The organism is Streptomyces agglomeratus (assembly GCF_001746415.1).
Lineage (GTDB): Bacteria > Actinomycetota > Actinomycetes > Streptomycetales > Streptomycetaceae > Streptomyces > Streptomyces agglomeratus.
In genome coordinates this window covers 7,430,426-7,452,337 of sequence record NZ_MEHJ01000001.1, presented here as the reverse complement: position 1 = coordinate 7,452,337, position 21,912 = coordinate 7,430,426, and the positions used below count along the sequence as shown (strand labels likewise).

General features: G+C 69.7%; 19 protein-coding genes and 4 pseudogenes. 12 read left to right on the top strand and 11 right to left on the bottom strand.

Going from position 1 to position 21,912, the window contains the following annotated elements; translation table 11 throughout:
- Positions 1 to 113: 113 nt before the first annotated feature.
- From AS594_RS32655 to AS594_RS32640, 4 genes are all read right to left on the bottom strand, one after another.
- Positions 114 to 1,202: an NADH-quinone oxidoreductase subunit B family protein gene (locus AS594_RS32655; RefSeq protein ID WP_069775079.1), complete on the bottom strand. Its 1,089-nt coding sequence runs from the start codon at positions 1,200 to 1,202 to the stop codon at positions 114 to 116.
- A gap of 61 nt (positions 1,203 to 1,263) precedes the next feature.
- Entirely contained in the window at positions 1,264 to 3,054 is a 1,791-nt protein-coding gene (locus AS594_RS32650) for a hydrogenase maturation protein (protein WP_069935679.1), read from the bottom strand.
- Positions 3,055 to 3,366: 312 nt separating this feature from the next.
- Positions 3,367 to 3,729, bottom strand: coding sequence for a DUF952 domain-containing protein (locus tag AS594_RS32645; RefSeq protein WP_069935678.1), 363 nt, complete (start codon positions 3,727 to 3,729; stop codon positions 3,367 to 3,369).
- Between the two features lie 7 nt (positions 3,730 to 3,736).
- Positions 3,737 to 3,979: a hypothetical protein gene (locus AS594_RS32640; protein WP_069935677.1), complete on the bottom strand. Its 243-nt coding sequence runs from the start codon at positions 3,977 to 3,979 to the stop codon at positions 3,737 to 3,739.
- 89 nt (positions 3,980 to 4,068) lie between these two features.
- Between AS594_RS32640 and AS594_RS44840 the strand changes: the two genes are divergently transcribed.
- Entirely contained in the window at positions 4,069 to 4,245 is a 177-nt protein-coding gene (locus AS594_RS44840) for a hypothetical protein (RefSeq protein ID WP_167368062.1), read from the top strand.
- 183 nt (positions 4,246 to 4,428) lie between these two features.
- Here AS594_RS44840 and AS594_RS46435 read toward each other — a convergent pair.
- Positions 4,429 to 4,573 (bottom strand): annotated as a pseudogene (locus tag AS594_RS46435) (GntR family transcriptional regulator); the annotation flags it as partial.
- A 96-nt stretch (positions 4,574 to 4,669) separates the two neighbouring features.
- Here AS594_RS46435 and AS594_RS32635 point away from each other — a divergent pair.
- Positions 4,670 to 5,754: pseudogene (locus tag AS594_RS32635) on the top strand (extracellular solute-binding protein); the annotation flags it as partial.
- Here AS594_RS32635 and tnpA read toward each other — a convergent pair.
- Positions 5,744 to 6,044, bottom strand: a pseudogene (gene tnpA / locus AS594_RS45480) (IS200/IS605 family transposase); the annotation flags it as partial. The pseudogenes AS594_RS32635 and tnpA overlap by 11 nt on opposite strands.
- Positions 6,045 to 6,098: 54 nt before the next feature.
- On the opposite strand from tnpA, the pseudogene AS594_RS32625 reads away from it, so the two are divergent.
- The 3 genes and pseudogenes from AS594_RS32625 to AS594_RS32615 all read left to right on the top strand — a co-directional run bounded on the left by AS594_RS32625 (position 6,099) and on the right by AS594_RS32615 (position 8,827).
- Positions 6,099 to 7,284 (top strand): annotated as a pseudogene (locus AS594_RS32625) (RNA-guided endonuclease InsQ/TnpB family protein).
- Positions 7,285 to 7,394: 110 nt separating this feature from the next.
- Positions 7,395 to 7,682, top strand: coding sequence for a LamG domain-containing protein (locus AS594_RS32620; protein ID WP_069775086.1), 288 nt, complete (start codon positions 7,395 to 7,397; stop codon positions 7,680 to 7,682).
- Between the two features lie 248 nt (positions 7,683 to 7,930).
- Complete coding sequence (locus tag AS594_RS32615) at positions 7,931 to 8,827, top strand: GNAT family N-acetyltransferase (RefSeq protein ID WP_069935676.1); 897 nt, start codon at positions 7,931 to 7,933, stop codon at positions 8,825 to 8,827.
- 173 nt (positions 8,828 to 9,000) lie between these two features.
- Here AS594_RS32615 and AS594_RS32610 read toward each other — a convergent pair whose 3' ends face one another.
- Together AS594_RS32610 and AS594_RS32605 are read right to left on the bottom strand one after the other, a co-directional pair.
- Positions 9,001 to 10,503 (bottom strand): FG-GAP repeat protein, encoded by a 1,503-nt coding sequence (locus tag AS594_RS32610; protein WP_069935675.1) that lies wholly within the window; start codon positions 10,501 to 10,503, stop codon positions 9,001 to 9,003.
- 379 nt (positions 10,504 to 10,882) lie between these two features.
- Positions 10,883 to 11,320 carry an SsgA family sporulation/cell division regulator gene (locus tag AS594_RS32605; protein WP_079144288.1) on the bottom strand — a complete coding sequence of 146 codons (438 nt, stop codon included), beginning with the start codon at positions 11,318 to 11,320 and terminating at the stop codon, positions 10,883 to 10,885.
- 265 nt (positions 11,321 to 11,585) lie between these two features.
- Between AS594_RS32605 and AS594_RS32600 the strand changes: the two genes are divergently transcribed.
- Positions 11,586 to 12,350, top strand: coding sequence for a hypothetical protein (locus tag AS594_RS32600; RefSeq protein WP_069775091.1), 765 nt, complete (start codon positions 11,586 to 11,588; stop codon positions 12,348 to 12,350).
- A gap of 38 nt (positions 12,351 to 12,388) precedes the next feature.
- Here AS594_RS32600 and AS594_RS32595 read toward each other — a convergent pair whose 3' ends face one another.
- The gene (locus AS594_RS32595; RefSeq protein ID WP_069775092.1) at positions 12,389 to 13,228 is read right to left on the bottom strand and encodes an alpha/beta fold hydrolase; all 840 of its coding nucleotides are present in this window, start codon (positions 13,226 to 13,228) and stop codon (positions 12,389 to 12,391) included.
- Between the two features lie 200 nt (positions 13,229 to 13,428).
- Positions 13,429 to 13,848, bottom strand: a complete 420-nt coding sequence (locus AS594_RS32590) for a CBS domain-containing protein (RefSeq protein ID WP_069775093.1) — start codon at positions 13,846 to 13,848, stop codon at positions 13,429 to 13,431.
- A gap of 371 nt (positions 13,849 to 14,219) precedes the next feature.
- On the opposite strand from AS594_RS32590, the gene AS594_RS32585 reads away from it, so the two are divergent.
- On the top strand, positions 14,220 to 15,056 hold the full coding sequence (locus tag AS594_RS32585) for a class I SAM-dependent methyltransferase (RefSeq protein WP_069775151.1): 837 nt from the start codon (positions 14,220 to 14,222) through the stop codon (positions 15,054 to 15,056).
- A 104-nt stretch (positions 15,057 to 15,160) separates the two neighbouring features.
- Here the strand turns inward: AS594_RS32585 and AS594_RS32580 are convergent, their stop codons facing one another.
- Complete coding sequence (locus AS594_RS32580) at positions 15,161 to 15,427, bottom strand: hypothetical protein (RefSeq protein WP_069775097.1); 267 nt, start codon at positions 15,425 to 15,427, stop codon at positions 15,161 to 15,163.
- Between the two features lie 218 nt (positions 15,428 to 15,645).
- On the opposite strand from AS594_RS32580, the gene AS594_RS32575 reads away from it, so the two are divergent.
- From AS594_RS32575 to AS594_RS32555, 5 genes are all read left to right on the top strand, one after another.
- Positions 15,646 to 17,517, top strand: a complete 1,872-nt coding sequence (locus AS594_RS32575) for a hypothetical protein (RefSeq protein ID WP_069935674.1) — start codon at positions 15,646 to 15,648, stop codon at positions 17,515 to 17,517.
- A 183-nt stretch (positions 17,518 to 17,700) separates the two neighbouring features.
- On the top strand, positions 17,701 to 18,213 hold the full coding sequence (locus AS594_RS32570; RefSeq protein WP_069775100.1) for a hypothetical protein: 513 nt from the start codon (positions 17,701 to 17,703) through the stop codon (positions 18,211 to 18,213).
- A 192-nt stretch (positions 18,214 to 18,405) separates the two neighbouring features.
- Complete coding sequence (gene nadE, locus AS594_RS32565; protein ID WP_069775101.1) at positions 18,406 to 19,236, top strand: ammonia-dependent NAD(+) synthetase; 831 nt, start codon at positions 18,406 to 18,408, stop codon at positions 19,234 to 19,236.
- Between the two features lie 263 nt (positions 19,237 to 19,499).
- Positions 19,500 to 19,703, top strand: coding sequence for a hypothetical protein (locus AS594_RS32560; protein ID WP_069775102.1), 204 nt, complete (start codon positions 19,500 to 19,502; stop codon positions 19,701 to 19,703).
- 134 nt (positions 19,704 to 19,837) lie between these two features.
- The gene (locus tag AS594_RS32555; RefSeq protein WP_069935673.1) at positions 19,838 to 21,910 is read left to right on the top strand and encodes a SpoIIE family protein phosphatase; all 2,073 of its coding nucleotides are present in this window, start codon (positions 19,838 to 19,840) and stop codon (positions 21,908 to 21,910) included.
- Positions 21,911 to 21,912 lie beyond the last annotated feature (2 nt).

The following is a 21,912-nucleotide window of genomic DNA, read 5'->3' as shown; positions in this document are numbered from 1 at the left end:
GGAGTCTTCTCGCGCGGTGGGGTCGGAGGTGGGGGCAGGCCCGCCGGTACGGACGGGCCTGCCGGGGGGACGGAGTGCGCGGGCCGGGAAGGAGCCCGCGCTCCGGGCGGGAGTCACCAGGGCGGGCGGTATCCCGTGGTCAGCTGTTCTCCGGTGTGCCGCCACTTGGGCTCCTTGTCGACCGTCTTGGCCGTGATGGACCGCAGCTTGCGGACCACCGCCCCGTAGGCGCCGCTCGCGGCGCTCGACACCTTGCCGCCGGGCGGCTCGTCCATGAACGGCATGAACTTGTCGGGGAAGCCCGGCATGGTGCAGGCGATGCAGATGCCACCGACGTTCGGACAGCCGCCGATACCGTTCATCCAGCCGCGCTTGGGGACGTTGCACTTGACGACCGGACCCCAGCAGCCCAGCTTGACCAGGCACTTGGGCGAGTCGTACGTGAGGGCGAACTGGCCCTGCTCGTAGTAGCCCGCGCGGTCGCACCCTTCGTGCACGGTGGCGCCGAAGAGCCAGGTCGGGCGCAGTTTGTCGTCCAGCGGGATCATCGGAGCCGAACCGGCCGCCTGGTACAGGAGGTAGGTGAGGGTCTCCGAGAAGTTGTCGGGCTGGATGGGGCAGCCGGGCACGCACACGATGGGGATGCCCGCCTTGGACTTCCAGTCCCACCCGAGGTAGTCGGGCACGCCCATGGCTCCGGTGGGGTTGCCGGCCATGGCGTGGATGCCGCCGTAGGTGGCGCAGGTCCCGATGGCCACGACCGCCAGTGCCTTCGGCGCCAGCCGGTCGATCCATTCGCTGGTGGTGATCGGCTGGCCGGTCTCGGGGTTGTCCCCGAAGCCGCACCAGTAACCCTCCTGTTTGATCCCCTCGTTGGGGATCGACCCTTCGACGACGAGCACGAAGGGGTCGATCTCGCCGCGTTCCCCCTTAAAGAACCACTCGATGAACGTGTCCGACCCTCCGACCGGACCGCACTCGAAGTCGATCAGGGGCCAGTGAACGGCGATCTTGGGCAGGCCCGGCAGCACACCGAGGACGATCTCCTCGATGCTCGGCTGCATGGCCGCTGTCAGGGCGACCGAGTCGCCGTCACAGCTCAGACCGGCGTTGATCCAGAGAATGTGGATCGGGGGCGCCTCGTCGGCGGGCGCACCCGGCGCGTCCGCGGCCTCGGCTGTGTTCGGCGTCGCTGCACTCATGGGGAGCGCCTCCTTGGGGAGGTAAGGACGAAAGCCGGCATTCCGACCATCAACCCTCTTGTTAACAGGGACCCTGGGCCGGTGCGCCGTCAGCGGCGGCCGTTCCGGTGACGCGGCCCGTCCGGCGGCCAGAAGGCGCCGCTCGACTTGCGGACGCGGGCGGATTGAGGTGGGGCGGGGTGCCCGGCGGCGCCTCCTTGCGGACGAAGGACCGGCGCAGGGCGTGGTACGGGGCGTCCGGGTCAAAGAACGTGCGCCGCATGAGCGCCAGCTCCTTCTCCCGGAAGGCCGCCAAGGGCTTGACGCTCTCCTGGCGGTCCAGCTCCGCCTTCTTCTCCCGTACGCGTGTGGGCGTCGCGGGCAGCGCGGCCAGCTGCACCGCCAGCCGGCCCGCCTCGCGCACGAATCCCTGCGGAGTGCTCTCGACCACCCGGTCGACGAGCCCCAGCCGAAGCGCCGCGTTCGCGCTCACCGGAAGGGCCTCGCGCGTGAGCCGTTCGGCTGCCTCGGAGCCCACTCTGCGAGGCAGGGTGTACGTCCAGTACTCCGAGCCGTACAGGCCCATCAGGCGGTAGTGCGGGTTCAGTACGGCCCCGGACCTGCACCACACCTCGTCCGCCGCCAGGGCGAGCATCACCCCGCCCGCGGCCGCGTTGCCGCCCACCGCGGACACCACCAGGCGGTCGGTGGTGGTCAGGACGGCTTCGACCAGGTCGTCGATGGCGTTGATGTTGGCCCAGGACTCGCCGCCCGGGTCGTCGGCCGCCTCGATGACGTTCAGGTGGATGCCGTTGGAGAAGAAGTCCCGGCCGCCGCCCAGTACGAGTACGGACGTGGGGCGCGAGCACGCCTCGCGGTAGGCGGCGAGCAGGCGCCGGCACTGGTCGGTGCTCATGGCGCCGCCCGGGAAGGAGAACGACAGGACGCCGACCCGGCCGTCCTCCCGGTACCGGATGTCGCTCCAGGTGCGGCCGGCCGGGTCGTCCAGTAGCGGAGCCGGGTGCTCGGGCAGCGGGGGCAGCAGGTCGCCGAGGGCCTGGACAGCGGGCAGTTTGAACGTGGCGGGCTGTCCCGGGACGCGCCGCGGGCGCACCTCGGGAATCCACACGGCGCTGTCGGTCGTCGCCCGGCAGACGGCTCCGGCCCTGGTGGCCAGCAGCGTGCCGGGCCGGCCCCGCAAGGCGTCCTCGGGGTGGCCGCCGTGGAGATACCACTCGGCGCCGAGCAGCTCGTCCAGTACGCCGGGCTGCGAGTCCGCGGCGCGCAGCTTGCGCAGTACCGTCTCGGTGGACTCCGACGCCCAGTCGATCCGCCGGTCGGTCTGCTTCAGGTACGGGCGGGTGCGGACGGTCGTTCCCGCCTCGCCCGCGCCGGGCTGCCGCCAGGGGACGTACGTGCCGCCCGCGAAGCGCTGGACGGCCAGCAGGACCGCCGCCAGCGCCGCGTCGGCCACCTCGTTGCGGTACAGGTCGCTCTTGGCCACCGGGGGCACCGCGCAGACGACCGAGGCCCACACGTCGCCGGCGTCCATCTCGGCCTCTGCCTGAAGGACGGTCACGCCCCACTCGGCGGCATCCTCATGAATGGCCCAGTCGAGCGACGAAGGCCCGCGGTCACCGATGGGGCCGGGGTGGACCACGAGACAGGTGTGCGCCGACCACACGTCCTGCGGGATCGCCGTTTTCAGCATTGGCGCCACGACGAGCTCCGGCGCGTGCCGCCGCACGGCCTCGCGCAGGCAGTCGGCGTGCCGTACGAGCTCCACCGCCACGCTGTGGCCGTGGTCCCTCAGTTCGGCGTGCACACGCTGGGTGAGGCTGTTGAACGCGCTGGCCACGAGCAGGAGGTGCATGGCAGCCTTTCCCGGCGCGGGCACCGGCGGTCGTCGACGCGGCCGGGACTCCCCCGGCCGCTGCGATCGTCGGGCACGCGGCGGGGAGAGGGGACGACGACAGGCTGCGGGGTCACCCGAAAGCGCAAGGTGCGACGCCCACCCGGCGGGCCGTCGGCGGGCCGCGACGGCAGGGCGGGGCGCCGGCGGCAGGGGCGGGGCCGCGCAGTTCCACACGGGCGGCCGGCCGGCTCAGTGGCCGCTGGACCGCCGCGCCGGGCCGCGTCGCCACGCCTCTCGGGACACGATGTTCGCCGTGTGCGCCGCGCGGTGTTAGTTCGCACCCTCCAGCCCGATCGCCCGGCCTTCCTCGTCCCACCGGATCTCCAGGACGCGCTCGACGGCGTCACGGTTGACGGGGCCGAACACGTGGGGGAACAAGGTTCCCCGGGCGACTCCGGGCGGCGGGGCGGGCACCGCCTCCTCCCGTACCACCTCGGCACTGAGACGGCTCTCGTCCAGGCACAGCACCAGCAACGGCCTCGGCGCCGACCGGTAGAAGGCGTTGACGACGGCCAGCGTGGTCGCGTCGTCGGGAGAGCAGTGGACGAAGCCTTCCTCCGCGAGGGAGGCGGGCGCGTACGGGCGGTCGGGACGGGCGGCCCACTCGTCGAGCGGCACGACGTGATAGATCATGACGCGGTTATACAACGGCGTGTTCGACGAGCCGTTCGGGGTGCCGTACCAGGCCGGTGGCTTCGTGCCCGATCCGGCCACCACCGGCCGCGGCGCGGTTCGAGCCGGACACACCGGACGTGTCGCCGATCAGCGCCACCCCGTACACCGGGGAGCCGAAACCGCAGGTGGACGCGTTGCCGAGCCGGAGTGGCTCCGACAGCCGCACGAAGCGCGCCGCGCTGGCGTCGAGCGGGCCCGGCCGTGCCACCAGCCGACCGTTGGTTGCGGCCGAGGCGGTTTCCGTCCCTGCGTGACGGGCAGGCGGATGGGTGAGTGAGTGCTGACGAAAGGACCGACATGAGCGCCGGAGAGAAGGCCAAGGCCAAGGCCGAGCAGGTTGTCGGGATGGCCGTGCGGAAGGCGGCCCACGCGATGGGCAAGGAGACCACCGCCGCGAAGGGCGCCGCGCTGGAGGCCCGGGGCAAGGCCCGGGACACCAAGGAAACGTCGAAGGACAGGTTCAGGCGACGCTGACCACGGCCCCTCGGGACGTGACGACCGCCGCGAAGGCCGGTCGTCGACCCGACCGGCCGAAGCGCACATACGAGGGCCCGGGCAGCGATGTCCGGGCCCTCGTGCTGTCGGCCTCCGTGAACGGTGGAGCGGAGAGCCTTCGGCTGGCGGCCCGCGGGGCCCGCTGCCGTCGCACCGGTCCGGTCAGCGGGCGTCGCCTGTCGTCGACGACGTGATGATGTCCCCGTGCGCGAAGTCGCCCGGTGGAATGCCCGGGTGGTGGCTCTCCGGACGCGGGTGCGGGGCGGTGGCGCCCAGGGCGATGGGAGACGATGCGGTAGCGGTCGCCGGGGTCTATGCCACCTTCGAGCCACATCGTTGTCCAGTTGCCCAACTGGTCAACTCTCTCGCGAGGTGAATCCAGTGAAGATCCGCTTCATCCCCACTGCCGCGGCGCTCGCGGCCGCTTGTGCGCCTGACTGCCTGCGGTACCTCGTCGTCCGGCTCCGAGCAGGCGTCCGGTCCCGACGCGCTCACCGGATGGATCATGAAGGACAGCGTCTCCGACGCCTACCTCAAGCGGTTCGAGAAGGACTTCGAGCGGCAGCACGAGGACACCGTCCTGGACATCCAGAAGGGGAGTGGGACGGCATAGGCGAGAAGATCACCGCCGCGCTCGCGAGCAAGGACGCCCCCGACGTGATCGAGGTGGGGAACACCCAGGTCGCGCAGTACGCGCATAGCGGCGGCGTACTCGACCTGAGCGACAAGGTCGATGAGCTGCGGGGCGGTGACTGGCTTCCCGGCCTCGCCGAGCCGGGGAAGATCGACGGCAAGCAGTTCGACGTCCCCTGGTACGCGGCCAACCGCGTCGTGATCTACAACAAGGATCTCTTCGCCAAGGCCGGGATCACCTCGCCGCCCACCACGCGTGACGAGTGGCTGCGGGACACCGCAAAGCTCAACCGGGGGAAGACGCAGGGCATTTACCTGCCCGGGCAGAAGAGCGGTGACCGGTGGAAGGGCTCGCTCGACAGCCCGGAAGCGCTCCGGGCCATGGACTTCTACCAGCGGTTGCAAGCGCTGGGCAGGGGCCCCAAGGATTCCGACGAGGCCAAGCCGCCGCAGGCGGACGTCTTCACCAAGGGCGACGTCGCCCAGATCATCGCCGTTCCCGGCGGAGCCAAGATCGTGGAGCAGGCCAACCCGGCCCTCGCCGGCAAGCTCGACTTCTTCCCGGTCCCCGGCGCGACGGCGGGCACACCGGGGGCCACCTTCACCGGCGGCTCGGACCTGATCATCCCGGCCGCCTCCGCCCACCAGGACGCGGCGTACCAAGTAATCAAGTCCCTCGCCGGGGAGAAGTGGCAACGGGACCTGGCCAGGACGATGAGCTACGTACCCAACCGGACGTCGCTGGCCGACGCCTTGGAGGACAACGAGGGCACCGCCGCCATGGCCGCGGCGGCCGCGCGGGGACGTGCGACGCCCAACTTCCCGCAGTGGGCCGCGGTCGAGGCCACCAACCCGAGCGGCGGGCGTGGTTGTCGTTCTCCTGACGGAGCCTGCGGGAGCTGATCCCCTTGAGGGAGTTGACCAGCTTGGCGAGCTGGACCTCGGGCGGGTAGTGCACCAGGAGGTGCACGTGGTCGTCCTCGCCGTTGAACTGTTTAGAGCTCGGCTTCGAAGTCTGTGCAGACTTCCCGCGTGATCTCTTCGGTTCGCGTCAGCGTGGCGTCGGTCATGGCTTTGCGTCGGTACTTGGTGGCGAAAACCACGTGGACGTGCAGGTTGTGGACGACGTGACGCCCGGCGCGTATATCGGGGTTGGGGTTTCATCGTGGTGACATAGACCGAAGGGTAATGTGATCAATATGCAGCTTCGGTACTCGTTTCGGGTGTACCCGAGTGCCGGTCAGCGTTTGGCGTTGGGGCGGGCGTTCGGGTGTGCTCGGGTTGTCTTCAATGACGCGCTTCGCGTGCGTGAGGCGCCCAGGCAGCTGACCGCTGTGAAGAAGACTCCCGAGCGGGCTTGGCTCGCCGAGGTGTCTTCGGTTGTGTTGCAGCAGTCCCTTCGGGACCTGGACACGGCGTACCGGAACTTCTTCGACGGTCTCAAGGGCAAGCGCCCGCGCATGGGTGCACCTGGTTTCAAGTCTCGCAAGGACACCCGCCAGGCTATCCGCTTCACTGCGAACGCCGGATGGAAGGTGACGGCCGGTGGGAAGCTGCGGCTTCCCAAGGTCGGTGATCTGGCCGTGAAGTGGTCCAGGTCCCTGCCCTCGGCTCCCTCCACGGTGACCGTGATCAAGGACAGCGCGGGCCGGTACTTCGCATCGTTCGTGGTCGAGACAGAACCCGGGACACTGCCGGATACCGGCAGCGCGGTCGGCATCGACCTGGGCCTGGCCCACTTCGCGGTCCTTTCCGACGGCACGAAGATCACCAGTCCCCGCTTTCTTCGCCGGGCCGAGAAGAAGCTCAAGAAGGCGCAGCGGGATCTGGGTCGGAAAGCGAGGGGATCGGCGAACCGGGCGAAGGCCCGGGTGAGGGTCGCCCGCGCCCACGCGCGGGCCGCAGATGCGCGGCGCGAGTTTCACCACCAGCTCTCCACCAGGATCATCTGTGACAACCAAGCGGTGGCAGTGGAAGACCTGGCGGTCAGGGGACTGGCCCGTACACGCATGGCCAAGTCCATACACGACGCCGGATGGTCGGCCTTCGTGACGATGCTGGAATGCAAGGCCTTGAAGTTCGGCCGTTGTTTCCACCGCGTCGGACGCTTCGAGCCGACCTCTCAGGTCTGCTCCGTATGCGGCGTCAAGGACGGACCCATACCCCTGGGCATACGCGTGTGGGAATGCGGAGCCTGTGGGGCGGTCCTTGACCGGGGACATCAACGCGGCGGTCAACGTCGCCCAGGCCGCCGGACTGGCGGTATCAGCCTGCGGAGCGCGGGTAAGACCGGGACCCGTCCCGGCACAGCGCGAAGAAACAGGAACCCACCCGAAGCCCCAGCCGGTGACCACCGGCAGGCAGGCGGGAATCTCCGCCCCTTAGGGCGGAGAGGATGTCAAACCACCTCGTGGGAGACCTACCGGCCCGACCCGTGGGAGGCCGTCAACCAGCACTCGGAGTCCCGCACGAGCTACGCGGGCTGGCACGACTTCGTGGTCACCATCAACGACAGCAACATCACCTACTACGTCGACGGCCAGGAGTTCGGCCGTGATGACGCCCGCTACCTGCCGGAGCGGCCGATGTCCATCAACTTCAACCAGTGGCTCATCGACCTCGCGGGCCAGACCAGCACCACACCGCGCGCCTACGACCAGAAGGTCGACTACGTGCTGCACGTCAAGGACCAGGTGCTGACCCCGGCCCAGGTCGCCGCGAAAATCGCCGCCTACCGGACCGCGGGTACGACGTTCGAGGACACGGTGCCGGCCGGTCAGTGACCGCGCGCGGCGGGCGGACGCGCAGCTGCGTCCGCCCGCCGCTCCCGCCGAGGGTGGGAGCCGGCGTCACACAAAGCCGTGGACGACAGGGCGGTCGGGCACCTAGGCTGGGCCGCGACGCCCACGACAGCGGAAGGAGGCGAGTGCTGTGCACAAGTCACGTTTGTCGCGCTCCCCTTCCGTTTCCCCGGTGTCCTTGGCCTGACCGGGAGCGCTCTTCACTTCCTGCTTTCCGGAGGACAACTCTCATGACCGATCCGGTCATCCGCGTGCTCGACGCGAGCAACGTGCATCTCTTCGACACCCTGCCCGACCCGCTCGGCGCCCGCGCCGGGCATGCGCGCACCACACACCGTCCCGAGTGGAAGCGTGTGGCGCTGCGTGACGGTGCGGTCGTCGCCCGCGGTGCCTGGTGGGGCGGGCCCGACGACAACACCCCGGTTAACATCAACTGGTTCGACGTCGGCGAGGGCGAGGAGGAGGCGGGTGCCCATCTGCTGCGCACCGCCCCGCACCAGGTCGAACTGGAGCTCAACCTGCCCGCCGGCTGGCGCGACGCCCCGGTCACCCGCGCCGCGGGCGAGACCCGCCTGCGAGCCGCGCGGGCGGCAGGGTACGACGTACTGGTCGAGCGGTTCATGTACCGCTGGACACCGGACTGCGGTCTGCCCCGGCGGCCCGGGCGCCTGAAGTTCGCGGCGGAGCCGGACGACGCCGTGTTCTTCGACGCGCTGCGCCGCATCCACTCGGCGACGCTGGACGCGCACGCGCTGCGCGCGATCGCGGAGGGCGGACTCGACCAGGCGGCCCAGGAGGAACTGGACTTCTTCCACTGGTGCCCGTCACCGCGCGAGTGGTGGCAGGTGGCGTACGCACCGGACGGCGAACTGGCCGGTATCCACATTCCCGCGCACAACCCCGCGGGACCCTGCGTCGGTTTCATCGGTGTGGTGCCTGAGCAGCGTGGGCGCGGCTATGCGTACGACCTGCTGGCCGAGTGCACCTACTTCCTCGTGGAGCAGGGTGCGGACTTCGTCGCCGCTGCCACGGATCAGGGCAACCGCCCGATGGCCGCGAACTTCGCGAAGGCCGGGTATCCGGTGGTACGCGAGCGCGTCAACCTGGTCCCGGGCGAGCGGGACTGACGACGGGACACCCCGGGGGGCGTGCCGATCCGCACGCCCCCCGGCCGTCTGTCCGTCTCTCCGACTTCGGGGTGCTGTCGGGCTGCATTGTGCTGTTGGGCTTGAAGGGTTTACGGCGCTGGTGCCCACCTCGGTGTTCACGCCGGCAGCAGTTCGGCGCGACCGGCAGCGGTCTACTCGTCGATCGCCGCCCCGAACTGCGCGTTGGCTGCGGGCGCCCCGAGGCGCGCCCCGTCGTAGGTCCACGTCCCCTTGGCGACGAGCCCCGACGACGACGCGGGGAGGACCCATGCGACGCCGTCATTGGTGTTCTCGCCCGGTGCCGCCGCCAGCAGGCCGAACAGGCCGTCCTTGTTGGCATCGACAAGCCGCACCTGTTCGCCCCAGCGGTCCGAGGTCTCCGCACCGCCGGGGATGTCGGGGTGGTTCTGGTCGAAACCGCGCGCCCCGGTCGCCGTCAGCCCGCCCGGCGCTCCGCGCAGCGCCCAGACCGCTCCCGCGTTGGAGACGGATCCGATGTCCTCCCCGGGGGCGCCGACGGCGAGGTCCGGGAGGCCGTCGCCGTCGGTGTCGCCGGAGGACATCTCGGCGCCCCACCGGTCGCCGGCCTCGGCCGCGCCGGGGATGCCCGGTGAGTCCTGCGTCCACCTCTGGGCCGGCGTTGAACCGAGCCCGGAGAGATCGCCCTGGCCCAGGTATACGGAGACGGACCCGCCGACGGGCGAACCGACCCCCGTGTCGCCGATGGCCAGGTCGTCCTGGCCATCCTGGTTGAAGTCGCTGGAAACGACCGCCGGACCGCCCTCGAACGCGCCGCCGTCTTCCATCGCCCCGGCGCCGGGTGCGCCGTGCAGGACCTGGGTGGCTCCGATGCCCGGCTCGTCGCCGGTGGTCACCCCGGAGATCGCCAGGTCCGCCCAGGCGTCCTCGTTGTAGTTGCCGCGGCTGAGGCTGCGGAGGGCGAAGCCGGTCTCCAACGGCGTCGCGTCCGGTGCCTGGCCTCCCTGGTCCGTCGGCTTCAGCTGCTGGGCCGCCGCCCCCGGCGGGGCGGTGAAGAACAGCAGCGCGTCGTTCTCCAGGACGGCGACGCTGTCGCGCGGGTTGGCGTCCGGGTCGGCCGGGTCCGGGGCGAAGTACCTGCCGGCTTCGATCGCCCGGCCGAAGTTCGCACCGGCCCGCAGTTGGCCGGGGTTTTCCAGCCAGGTGCTGTCGGAGCCGTGCAGCCCGGTCGGCGAGCCCCAGAAGACGGTGGCGCCGCCCGCGTTGGACAGCCCGGCCAGGTCCTCACCGGGGACGCCGACGATCGCGTCGTCGTAGCCGTCGTTGTCCAGGTCACCCGAGGCCACGGCGCGCCCGAAACCGTCACCGGCCTCGGTGCCGCCCGGGACGCCCGAGGTGTTCTGGTGGAGGACGCTCTTCTTGGTGGTGCTGAGACCGCTTGACGAGCTGTACTGCACGGTGACGTAACCGGCGCCCGTGGCGCCGCTCACCGTGGCGCCCGGGGCGCCGATCAGCACATCGTCGAAACCGTTGCCGTCGTAGTCACAATTGCGCTGCTGCCAGCCGATGGACGGAAAGGGCGCTGCGGCCTGTGCGGCGGGGGCCGTGAACGCGGCGCCGCCGAGGAGTGTGAGGAGTGCTGCGGCCGTGAGGGCCGTGCCTCTGATGTGACGCACAGGAAGAACCTCCTTGTACTCCTGGGTCGCCCACGGCGTCCTGCCCGGCCGCCGGCTGGTGCCGGGGGCGGGCAGGGCTGTGTGGTCGGTCCCCAGTGAGACGCCGCAGCACGGACCGGTGCGGGTGCCGGGAGCACCAGGCAAGGCCGCCGCGTCCCCGGCACGACGGGGTGAAATCCCGCACGACGGGGTGAAATCCCGCGCGACCTTCCACGCGAACTCGCCTACAAGACGTCCGGAGTCCGCCAAGGGTTGTACGCCTCGTTGGACGGGCCGTCGGGTCCGGCTGAGGAGCGGCGTGCAGAGGCAGGCCCGGACAAGGTTCGGCTTTCACTGTGCTGAGCCGTGCCGTGCCGTGCTGTGCCGTGCTGTGCCGTGATCAGCTGGCGAGGGCGTCGTGGAACGGCTTCCAGTCGAGGTGACCGCTCTCAGTCCCGGCCGGCACCAGCACGTACGTCTCGCCCAGCCATTCGGTGAGCGGTACGCGATCGACGTCCACCATGGCGATCCCTTCGGGGCTGCTCAGACGCATCAGGACGCGGTCCGTATTGCCGGGGCCGGGCGCAGGGCGGAGGTGGATGTCGCCGATGCCGGTCGGGGACTGCGTGCCCGCCATGAGCATGTCGCGGTCCAGATGCCAGACCACCGTCGGGCCGAGAGGGAGGTGGAAGTCGATCCGGACGGTGAAAGGATCGTCGGAGCGATAGCGGAAGGTCGTGTCCAGGGTGACGGGACACTCGTCTGTGACCTGGCAGATCACGGTCTTCCACGAAAGTTCACGGCAGGGCGGTGGGGCGGTTGAGCCGGCATCGGACATGGGTACTCCCGCATCAGGCACCGCTCCCGTCAGCGACGCTCACGCTTCTCTGGTCACCCGTATCCCGGTGATCACACCTGGCAGTCGTGTGACCCTTGCAACCGCTTCACCGGCATGCCCCCGAGACGTACGACCACCGAGCCGACCGGCACCCTCCGGCCGGGAAACGCCCCTGCCCCTAGTGGATATTCGGACTGCCGGACGGGTCCCACAGGCCGGTGTCTGCCCTGATGACACGGGAGCCGGCTTCCGGAAGGCTCGACCCATGACAGAGATCCTGATCGCCGCGTTCAGTGCGGTGGTGGCGGCCGGTGCCGTCGCAGTCAGCTTCGCCGCCCACCGTCACCAGGTGCAGCGCGCGGCCGTACTCGACGCCAAAGAGGCCCGCGTCGAGAGCCGTGAGCGGCAGGTGGAGGAGCGCGAGGCGGAGGCGGAGCGGCGCGAGACCCGTAGCCAGGCGTCCATGATCGCCGTCCGGGCACTGATGGTTCCCTCATCACTTCACGGCAATTGGCACCGAGTGGAACTGGACATCACCAACCACAGCAACCAGGCAGTCTTCCACTTGAACGTTTCTTACCAGGATCAGGAAGTGGAAGAAGGCGCGCGTGGGATCAGTCCTGGCTGCACGCGCACCGTGCCGCTCGAGTTCTTCGAACCCTCGGGCCGCCCCACCGTCCTGGACAAGGTCCGGATCGAGTTCACCGACGCCGCCGGTATCCGCTGGCACCGCGACGCCGACGGCGGGTTACGAAGACAACAGCGAGGCGACGACGGCGGATGGGAATGGGGCGAACGTGAAACTCCCATCATTTTCCCCACGCCCGCAACGCGACTTCCCGAGCGGAGGCCGGACGGCTACTCCGACGTCGGCGGCGCCTTCGACGTGGACGAAGAAGACTGGGTCAACGCGTCGCCCATGGATACCGGCGGTCCGGAAGAGGAAGGCATGACATCCGAGGCCCGCGGCGGCCTCCGCCTCGTGGACGAACCGGACGACCCGGCCGACGCACGACGCGACTGGACTTAGGCGACGCGACATTCGTACGCACCGGGGCGGCCGGTGCCTCACTGCCGGCCCTTGAGGAACTCCCGCAGGTGGCCGGTGAGGACGGTGGGCTGGTCTTCGGGAATGAGGGTGTAGCTGTCGGCGATCTCGACGAACTCGGCCTGCGGCAGGAGCCCGGCCAGGCGGCGGCCGTGGGACGGGGGCATCACGCGGTCCTCGGCGGCCCAGGCGACGAGTGCCGGGCGGTCGAATGTGCGAAGCGCCTCGGACCAGGCGAGCAGCTCGGCCTTCGGAGGTGTGCTGAAAACGTACTTGCGCAGATCGCGGCGGATCTCGGGCGAGCTGATCGCGGGCCGGAACCAGGCATCCATGATCTCGGGCGGCACAGGCCGCTTGGTCATCCAGCCCCAGGTCACGGGAAGTCGGCGCATGGGCTTCAAACGGAGCATGTTGAAGGCCATCGCCAGGCCGCCGGGCAGCCTGGCGAAGGTGACCAGGTTGCTGCCCGGCAGGCCGGGCGGGTAATTGTCGAAGGCCTCACAGGAGGTGAGTACGAGCCGGCCGATGCGGGTGGTGCGGCCGTCGGCGACAAGGCTCTGCGCGCCGCCCCAGTCGCTGAGCACCAGCGTGACATCGCTCAGGTCGAGCCGTTCCAGGAACTCGTCCACCAGCCGGGCAACGCCGAGGATCGACAGGTCGGCGTCCGGGCGCATCGGTCGGCGGTGGCCGCCGAGCGGGAGGGTGGGGACGACGCAGCGGAAGTCGTCCCGGAGCCCGGCGACGACGTGGCGCCAGAGCGAACCGTCCATGGCCACGCCGTGCAGAAGGACGACTACGGGACCGTCACCGCCGGTGTCCTGGTAGTCGATGGTTCCCGCCGAGAGTTCCAGCTCGGGCATGAACGCTCCTTCTTGTGCTGACTCGTGACGACGAACCTGGCGGGACCCCGGACGCCCGGTGCTCGTGCACGGGGCGCTGGGCGAAGCGCAACACCCCATGCAACTTAACGCACTTGGTCCCGGCCGGAGCTGCCGTTCCCCGTCAACGCACCACCCCGCCGCGCAACCGGTCGGCCGTGATCCACGGCGGACCCTTCCGGTTACTGGTTGGGGTCGGCGGCGCTGATGTCAGCCAGGGCCGAGTCCGTCTCGTGCTCGACGGCCAAGTCGCCCAGGGAGACGATGCCGACCGGCAGGCCGTCCTCGACCACGGGCAGACGCCGTACCGCGTGCTGCCGCATCAGTGAAACAGCCCGGTCGAGATCGTCGTCGAGCGAAACGGTGATCAGCTCGTCGCTACAGGCATCGGCCACGCTGTAGTCCGCGATGTCTCCCTCCCGCGCCACGATCCGCACCGCCAGGTCCCGGTCGGTGACCAGACCACGCAGTTCGTCGCCCTCGGCCACGAGCACCGCCCCGATGCCTTCGTCCCGCATCACCCGGGCCACCTCGCCCACCGACGTCTGCGGCCCCACTGTCACGGGCGCAGCCGTCATCACTTCACGCACTTTCCTGGCCATCACCGGTCTCCAAGGTCTGGGCACGTCGAACACGCCGGCCCACCGGCCGCGCGCACTGGCTGTACCCGCCAGCCCCCTGACCACACGCCCTCACATCCCGGTTTGCGCTCCGATGGCCCCGCCCCGTCCCCGGCGCCCGCCTCCGCAGCTCGGGACCCGGCCGGCCGGCTCACCGTCAGTCCCTGGCCACAACCCCAGGAACCGCCTGCCGAAGCCCGGGACGTGTCCGCTGCCGTTGGGGATCGTTCACGAGGCATGGACAGCACCGCCGCGGAGCGCAGCGGCCACCTGAGTGTCCGGAAGCTGAATCCCTTATTGGGTTACCGACCTGCCCGACCCGACTGGGCGGCGCAGTGAAAGAAGGACCTCCGATGGAGACGATCGCCAACACCCAGCAGGCGCAGGCATGGAACGGCCCCGAGGGCGCTTACTGGGCCGGTCGCCATGACCGGTTCGACGCGTTGAACAGCGGGTTCGACGACGCGCTGTTCAGTGCCGCAGCCATTGACGAGCGCGACCACGTGCTCGACATCGGGTGCGGAACCGGACAGACCACCCGCCGCGCAGCCCGCCAGGCCAAATCCGGTAAGGCGGTGGGAATCGACATCTCCGCGCCGATGCTGGAGAGGGCCCGTGCCGTGACAGCTCAGGAAGGCGTGCCCAACGCGGTCTTCGAGGAGGGAGACGCGCAGGTCCACCTCTTTCCGTCCGCCGGGTACGACGTGGTGATCAGCCGGGGAGGCGTCATGTTCTTCGCCGACCATGTCGCCGCGTTCACGAACATCGGTCGCGCTCTGCGGTCCGGCGGCCGGATGGCTCTCATCTGCCCGCACATGCCTGACCCCGAGGGGGAATCCGCTCAGGTGTTCGCTCCGGTGAACGCCCTTGTGCGCGAGCCCTCCCCGGCTGCCCGGGGGATGATGTCGCTGTCCGACCCGGCCCGCGTCCTCGACGTACTCACCGCCGCCGGGTTCGCCGATGTGACGACGACGCGCGTCGAGGGAACGGTCCACTGGGGGCGGGACGCCGGCGACGCCGCAGACTTCTTCTTCGCCATGAGCCCGGTCCGCTTCAACTTGGAGGGCGTCCCCGACCAGGTCCTCGCCCAGGCCCGGGAGCAGGTCACCGGTGCGCTTCGGCAGTACGAGTCCGCGGACGGGGTCCGCCTGCGCGGCGCTGTCTGGCTGGTGACGGCTACCCGCCCATGACCTGACCACGTCGAACGGGTCCTTCGGCAGGCACCCGGACAGTTTCAGGGGCAGGCCGTGAGGGCCTGCCCCTGAACGGTGCATACGGCGAGGACCTGTTGCCATCAGCCTCCCGTCTCGTCCGAAGTGGCGGAAGACCTGTCGGGCGAGGGGTTTTGGCTGCTATCACTGTTCTTGTCCGCAGGGTTCTGGGCTACCGCTGACAAGAACAGGGCGGCGACGGCCACGGCGGCCACGAGAGCGGACGCGATGTCGCCCTTGGGCCGGATGCCCGGGGTGTGCTGGACCTTGCTGTGCCGGTACAGCGCGTAGCTCAGCACCGCCGCCAGCAGGAGGATGAGACCTTGCAACGGAGCGACGTAGATGGTCATGCCCTGACTCCAGTGTGTAGGGGGGACGCGCGGGCGGGCGCGGGCTCGCACGGGGACGCCGGCTCCCGGGCGGTGGGGCTGGGAGGAGAACACAGGGGTGGCCGGCAGGTCTACGACGTTGCCCCTGGTCGCACGCTCCGTTCCAGTCGCACCACTTGTTCGGCAAACAATGCTGAACAAAGCGCCGTCGGTTCACTGACGGGGGCGGTGGCGCGGCGGTGAGCCGGCGGCACGGCAGCGGCTCGCGGGGCCGCAAGTGGGGCCCGCCGGAGGGCAGCAGCAAGGAGATCAACGAGCTGGCGCTCCTCCTGCGCTCGTGGCTGACCAGTACGGGCAACACCCTCAACTCGTTCAGGCAGCAACTGACGCCACTCCACTTCCACGCGGGAACGGTTCCGTCGCTGGGAACGCTGTCGGAGCGCTTCAAAGGCAAGAAACTCGACTGGGAGTTCACCCAGACCGTCGCGGATGTCTGTTTTCACGACCACACGGGTATGACGGCGGCACTCTTCGAGGCGGAGGAACTCTGGAAGAGGCACTGCCAGAACCCGACCCCGGTCGATATTGACGGAGCCCGTGCGGTGGCGCGCTCGCACGCGCACGTCACACGGAAGCAGCAGGAAACGCTGAAAGTTCAGCACGAGCTCATCGACGCACAGAATCTGCTCCTGGATGCGCGGCAGAACGAGCTGGAACTGAGCCGCTACACGTTCACTCTGCAAAAACAGCTGATCGTCGCGCAGAACTCCTTAATAGACAGCCAGAAAGCTGAGGCGAACAGCTACCAGCTCGTGCTGTTACTTCTCCAGATAATTCACAGCCTGACCACTTCCATGTTCGTGTTCAAGAGAGACGCGGAACGCTCCCAGCTGTCGGACAGCGAGAAGGGGTCCTTGCAGTACTTGCTGGACCAGGCAGCCACAAGGCGCGATCGGGCCATCGCAGAGAAGGAGGCCGCCGAGGAGGAGCAACGCGCCGCCCTGAAGGGAATCACCCAGGCACAGGAGGAAGTAAATGCCCTCCAGTACGAGCTGAACACTCTGGGTATTCAGCAGGACGAGACGGCCTCGACGCGCGGCCTTCTGTCCGTTCCGGTCCAAGGCCGCCAGGTCGTGGAGCAGGGTCCGTCGTACATCGAAGACATCGACAGGGCGCTCTCGACCGCGAGGCGGGTCAATCAAGAGAGCGAAGAGCTCACGAAGCGGGCCTTTGCCGGGTTGCAGTCGATCGAGCCGCCGCAGCCCGCGCTTTCCAGCCTCGTCACCACCGGAGGACAGGTGGCGACAAAGATCCTGATGCTGCGTCTCGAGGGGCTCGACCGAGAGGCCGGCACACTGGTGGCCGACGCGTCCAGGAAGTTGGACGTGCCGGGCTTGGTGACCTTGCTGCAGCAGTTCCGGGAGGCCGGGGCGCCCGCGGACCGCAGGCTCGCGCTCAGGACCGTGTGCAGGCGGCGGTCGACCCGAGAGATGATCGAACTCATCAGCCGCTGCCGCGCCGCCGGGCAGCACCCGGATGTCGTCTCCGCGCTGTCGGTCATGTCGGCCCACAGCCCCGCACAGACGCTGCCGGCCATAGCCGGGTCACTCCGGGCTGCCGGGCTCAAGGCCGAAGCACTCATGTTTCTCGACGAAGTGGGCCATGTCCGCAACGACTTCATCGACGTATTGGCACGCTTCGAAAAAGCCGGTCAAGCCAAAGACTGCGGGCCGATCTACGACGGGGCGTGCCGTCGGGGGCACCGAGAAATTCTGGACCTGTTCTCAGAATTAAAGGGAGAGGCGAGAAACAGACTTCTTCTGGCTATGGCGCGGAGGATTTCAGCCAGGTCCGTTCCGGCGACCGTCACCGAAATGCGTGCACGTCGATTGCAGCGGAATGCCGACCGCCTGCTGGAGCTGATCGGCCAGCACAGAGGAAGCTGGCTCTTACCACCGGTGCTCAAAGCTCTGCGCGGAGCGAAGCTGGGCAGAGAGGCATTGCGGACTCTCGACGCCGCCAGAAGCCGAAAGGACGGATCCAAGGACGCACTTCTTTTGGCTCTCGCGCACTTCAACATGATGGAAGACCACAAGAGATTACAAAGGTGAGAGACACGCGCCTGTCGGCCGGTCGGTCGGTCGGTCGCTGACCAGACCTCCGCCGCGCCCCGTGACCGTGCAGCGGCGGGGACACACCTTGGCAGGTGCCCTAACGGATGCGCTACGAATGCGCCGCCGCGTACCCGCGTACAGGCTCGGGGTGAAATCCCAGCATCGAACAGGAGCACCTGAATGCGCGCACGATCGGTCGCCGTCGGCATCTCCCTCGCCGCCCTGGCCTCGCTGACTCTCGCCGCCGCACCGGGCAGCGGCGACGACCCCCACCGCCAGCTCGACATCGCCGCAGCGGCCAGCGGCGCCTTCCACGCCCCCAAGCTCGCGGCAGCCGCCGGCTTCAAGAGCACGAACGAGTGCGTCAGCCACCCCACACAGGGCGGCATGGGTTACCACTACGTCGACCCGGCCAACATCGGGTCCGTGCACCCCGGGCGCCCCGCCGCCCTGGTCTACGCGCCGGACAAGTCCGGCAAGCGCCAGCTGGCGGCGGTCGAGTACATCGTGCCCGACTCCGACCAGAACCCGAAGACCACCAAGGACCGCCCCAAGCTGTTCGGCCAGAAGTTCGACGGCCCGTTCACCGACATTCCCGGCCTGCCCGTGCACTACTCCCTGCACGCCTGGCTGTGGAAGGACAACCCCAGCGGTCTCTTCGCGCCGTACAACCCCCGGGTGAAGTGCCCCTGACGCGCTGGTGACACCCATGGAGCCGGAGGCCCTGACGATCCCCCGTCAGGGCCTCCGGCCGAGTGCGTTCCGGGTGCCCCCGCCCTGCGGACCCACGGTCCGGCCGTCCCGGCTGTCCGGCCACGGGTCGCCGGACAGCCCCTGGGTAGGGTGGCCGCGACAGCACACCGTGAACCGGAACAAGGAGCAGACGTGAGCGAGCCGGCGTCCATCGCCCTGCAACAGGAGATCGCCCGGGAACTCCAGGTCGCCGAGACCTTCGAGGCCGAGCGGGAGATCGAACGCCGAGTGGCCTTCCTCGCCGAGCGGCTGACGTCCACCGGTCTGCGCTCCCTCGTTCTCGGCATCAGCGGCGGCGTCGACTCCACCACCACCGGCCGACTGTGCCAGCTCGCCGTCGAGCGGGCCCGCGCCGCCGGGCACGAGGCACGGTTCTACGCGATGCGGCTGCCCTACGGAGTCCAGGCCGACGAGCACGACGCCCAGCTCGCGCTCTCCTTCATCCGGGCCGATCACGTACTGACCGTGGACATCAAGCCGGCGAGCGACGCCGCGCTCGAAGCCTCCCTGGCCGGCGGCGTGAGCTTCCGCGACGCCCACCACCAGGACTTCGTGCACGGCAACATCAAGGCCAGGCAGCGCATGATCGCCCAGTACGCGGTGGCCGGGGCGCACAACGGCCTGGTCGTCGGCACCGACCACGCCGCCGAGGCGGTCTCAGGTTTCTTCACGAAGTTCGGCGACGGCGCGGCCGACCTGGTCCCGCTGACCGGCCTGACCAAGCGCCGGGTGCGCGCCGTCGCGGACGCCCTGGGCGCGCCGGGCGAGCTGGTGTGGAAGGTCCCGACGGCCGACCTGGAGACCCTCGACCCGGGCAAGACCGACGAGGACGCGCTCGGGGTCACGTACAACGACATCGACGACTTCCTCGAGGGCAAGCCGGTGGACGAGCGGGTCTTCGAAACCATCGTCAGCCGCTACCGCCTCACCGACCACAAGCGCCGGCTGCCCATCGCCCCCTGAGCGGCTCCCGGCCGCGTGCGGCCGGCCCCCGGCACGGCCCAGGGGCCGGCCGCCGATGCGACCGGCCCCTGGAGGCCTTGTTCTGGCCGTTCCACTCACCTCGACCGGGTGCCCCCTCAGCGCGCCGCCTAACAACCGAATCTCAGCGATCGAGCGCCGCCGCCGCAGCCCCCGGGTGGCAGCAGTGTCTTCCTCACGTATCGATTTCGTGACAGCGCCCAGTGCCACCATCCCCCTGCCGGGTGTGCGCGCGTTGTCAGGCGGTGAACCCACACAACAAGGACACAGAACCCGACGAGCCCCTGAACAACTGGCCCAGACACACCCACCATCCCGATACCCCGGTCAACGAGAGGGGCAGGCTGACAAACACGTTGAAGCTCCTGCGGCTCCTGCTGCTGACGCTCGCCGTCTTCGCCGCCGTCCTGAGCTTCGCCGCAGCACTGGCGGGCCTCGCCCGACCCTGACGGACCGGGCGGTTCTCTCCGGAGGGGCGGAGCCGCCCGATGTCCGCACAATGGAGGCAGATGCCTGAGCCGCGTACCCGGCGTGCCGTCCGCGCGGACTCGGGTCGGCATGCCAGGTGTGGAAGGGGCCGCTGGTGCCGTCAGACCGGTCGGAGGACGAGAGGGTTCCCGGTCCGCTCCGGTCGGAGCCCGGGACACTTCTGGAGCACGTACGCGTCGCGGTCCTCGGCATCGACGAGCACGACCGGATCTGTTACTGGGGACCCGGCGCGCAGGACCTCTTCGGGCACGCCCCTGCCGAGGCGCTGGCCGGACCTGCCGACATCCTCCTCGCGGATGCGCCGCCGCGCGCCCCCGGCGCACCGCTGCCACTGGCCGAGCGAGGACGCACGCTCGGCTACTGGCGCGGCCGGATGCGGGCCCGGCACCGGGACGGCACCGTGTTCGACTGCGGTTTCCGGGTGTTTCCGGTGACCGGTGTGGGAGGGGCCTCCGTGGTCATGGCGCTCGCCAGCCGGAGCGACCAGCTCGACCGGGTGAAGACCAATCTGGCCTTCCTCGACTCGCTCTTCGAGACCTGCCCGATCGGCCTGGTCATGCTCGACGAGGACCTGAGGTACGTCCACCTCAACCAGGCGCTCGCCGACATGGACGGTCTGTCCATAGCGGAGCACCTCGGCCGGCGGATGGACGAAATCATGATCACCTCGGACGACGGTGAGTACCGGCGCATGCTGCGGGAGGTCGCCCAGGAGGGCCGGCCGGTGGTGGGTGCGCTGGTGGGTGTCCGTACGCCCGGCCGCCCGGACCGCGACCAGGTGCGATCGGTGAGTTTCTTTCCCCTCAGCGGAGCGGCCGGCAGCCGGCCGGGGCTGGGCGGGCTGCTGGTGGACGTGACCGACCGCGAGCAGGCGATCATGGAGGCGACCGCCGGCCGCCGGCGACTGGCTCTGCTGAACCATGCCGCGGCCACCATCGGCACCACCCTTGACGTGAACGTCACCGCACGGGAACTCGTCGATGCCGCGGTACCGGACTTCGCCGACGCCTCCGTCGTGGAAGTCGTGCAGTGGATGGACGAGCCCGAGGTGTTCGACCCGGAGCGTCCGCTGATCACCCGCCGGATCGCCTCCGGCACCACCCTGCCGCCGCCCGCCACCGAACTCGTGAGCGGACTGGAGCAAGTAACCTATCCGCCCGGTTCCGCGATCCACCGGATGCTGGGAACGGGCAGCATCGTCGCCGTACCGGTGGACGACGAGTTCGTGACCCGGACCGTCGTACACCGGGACCGTGCTCAGCTGCTCCGGGACAGCGGCCTGACCTGCATTCTCATCGCCCCGCTCATCGCCCGGGGCACGGTCCAGGGCCTCGCCATGTTCGGCCGGTCCGCCGCCCGTCCCGCCTACACCGAACAGGACCACGCCCTGGCCGCCGAACTCTCCTCACGCGCCGCGCTCTGCCTGGACAACGCGCGCCTCTACAGCAGGGTGCAGGACATCGCACTCACCCTTCAGCGTGCCCTGCTGCCCAGTGCCCTGGCGACCAGCCCCTCTGTGGAGGTCGCCCACCGCTATGTGCCGGGCAGCCACATCACCGAGGTCGGCGGCGACTGGTACGACGTGATCAGCCTGCCCGGCGGCCGGGTCGCGCTGGTCGTCGGTGACGTCATGGGGCACGGTGTGCCGGCCGCCGCCGCCATGGGGCGGTTGCGCATCACGGCCAAGGCCCTCGCCCGGCACAACCAGGAACCGGGCGACCTGCTCGCCGAGCTGGACGCCTGTGCCCAAGAGGCCGGCATCGAGCTCGCGACCTGCCTCTACATCTCGTACGACCCCGCCACCGGACGCGCCCGTATCGCCAGCGCCGGGCATCCCCCGCCCCTGGTGCGGCACCCGGACGGCGCGGTCGAGACGATCAGCGATGTCCTGGGTGTCCCCCTCGGGGTGGGCGGCCAGCCCTTCGCGACGACCGAGGCGCACCTTCCCGAAGGCGCTGTTCTCGCCCTGTACACCGACGGCCTCATCGAGGCCCGTGGCCGGGACATCGAAGAGGGGCTGGACGCCGCGCGTGCCGAGCTCTCCGGCGAATGCGGCGACCTGGAGGCAGCGGCGGACCGCATGTTGGCCGGCCTGCTGCCCGGACCGCCCGACGACGACACGGTCCTCGTCCTCGCACGCGTCCACCGCGCCCACTCCGCCCCGTAGTT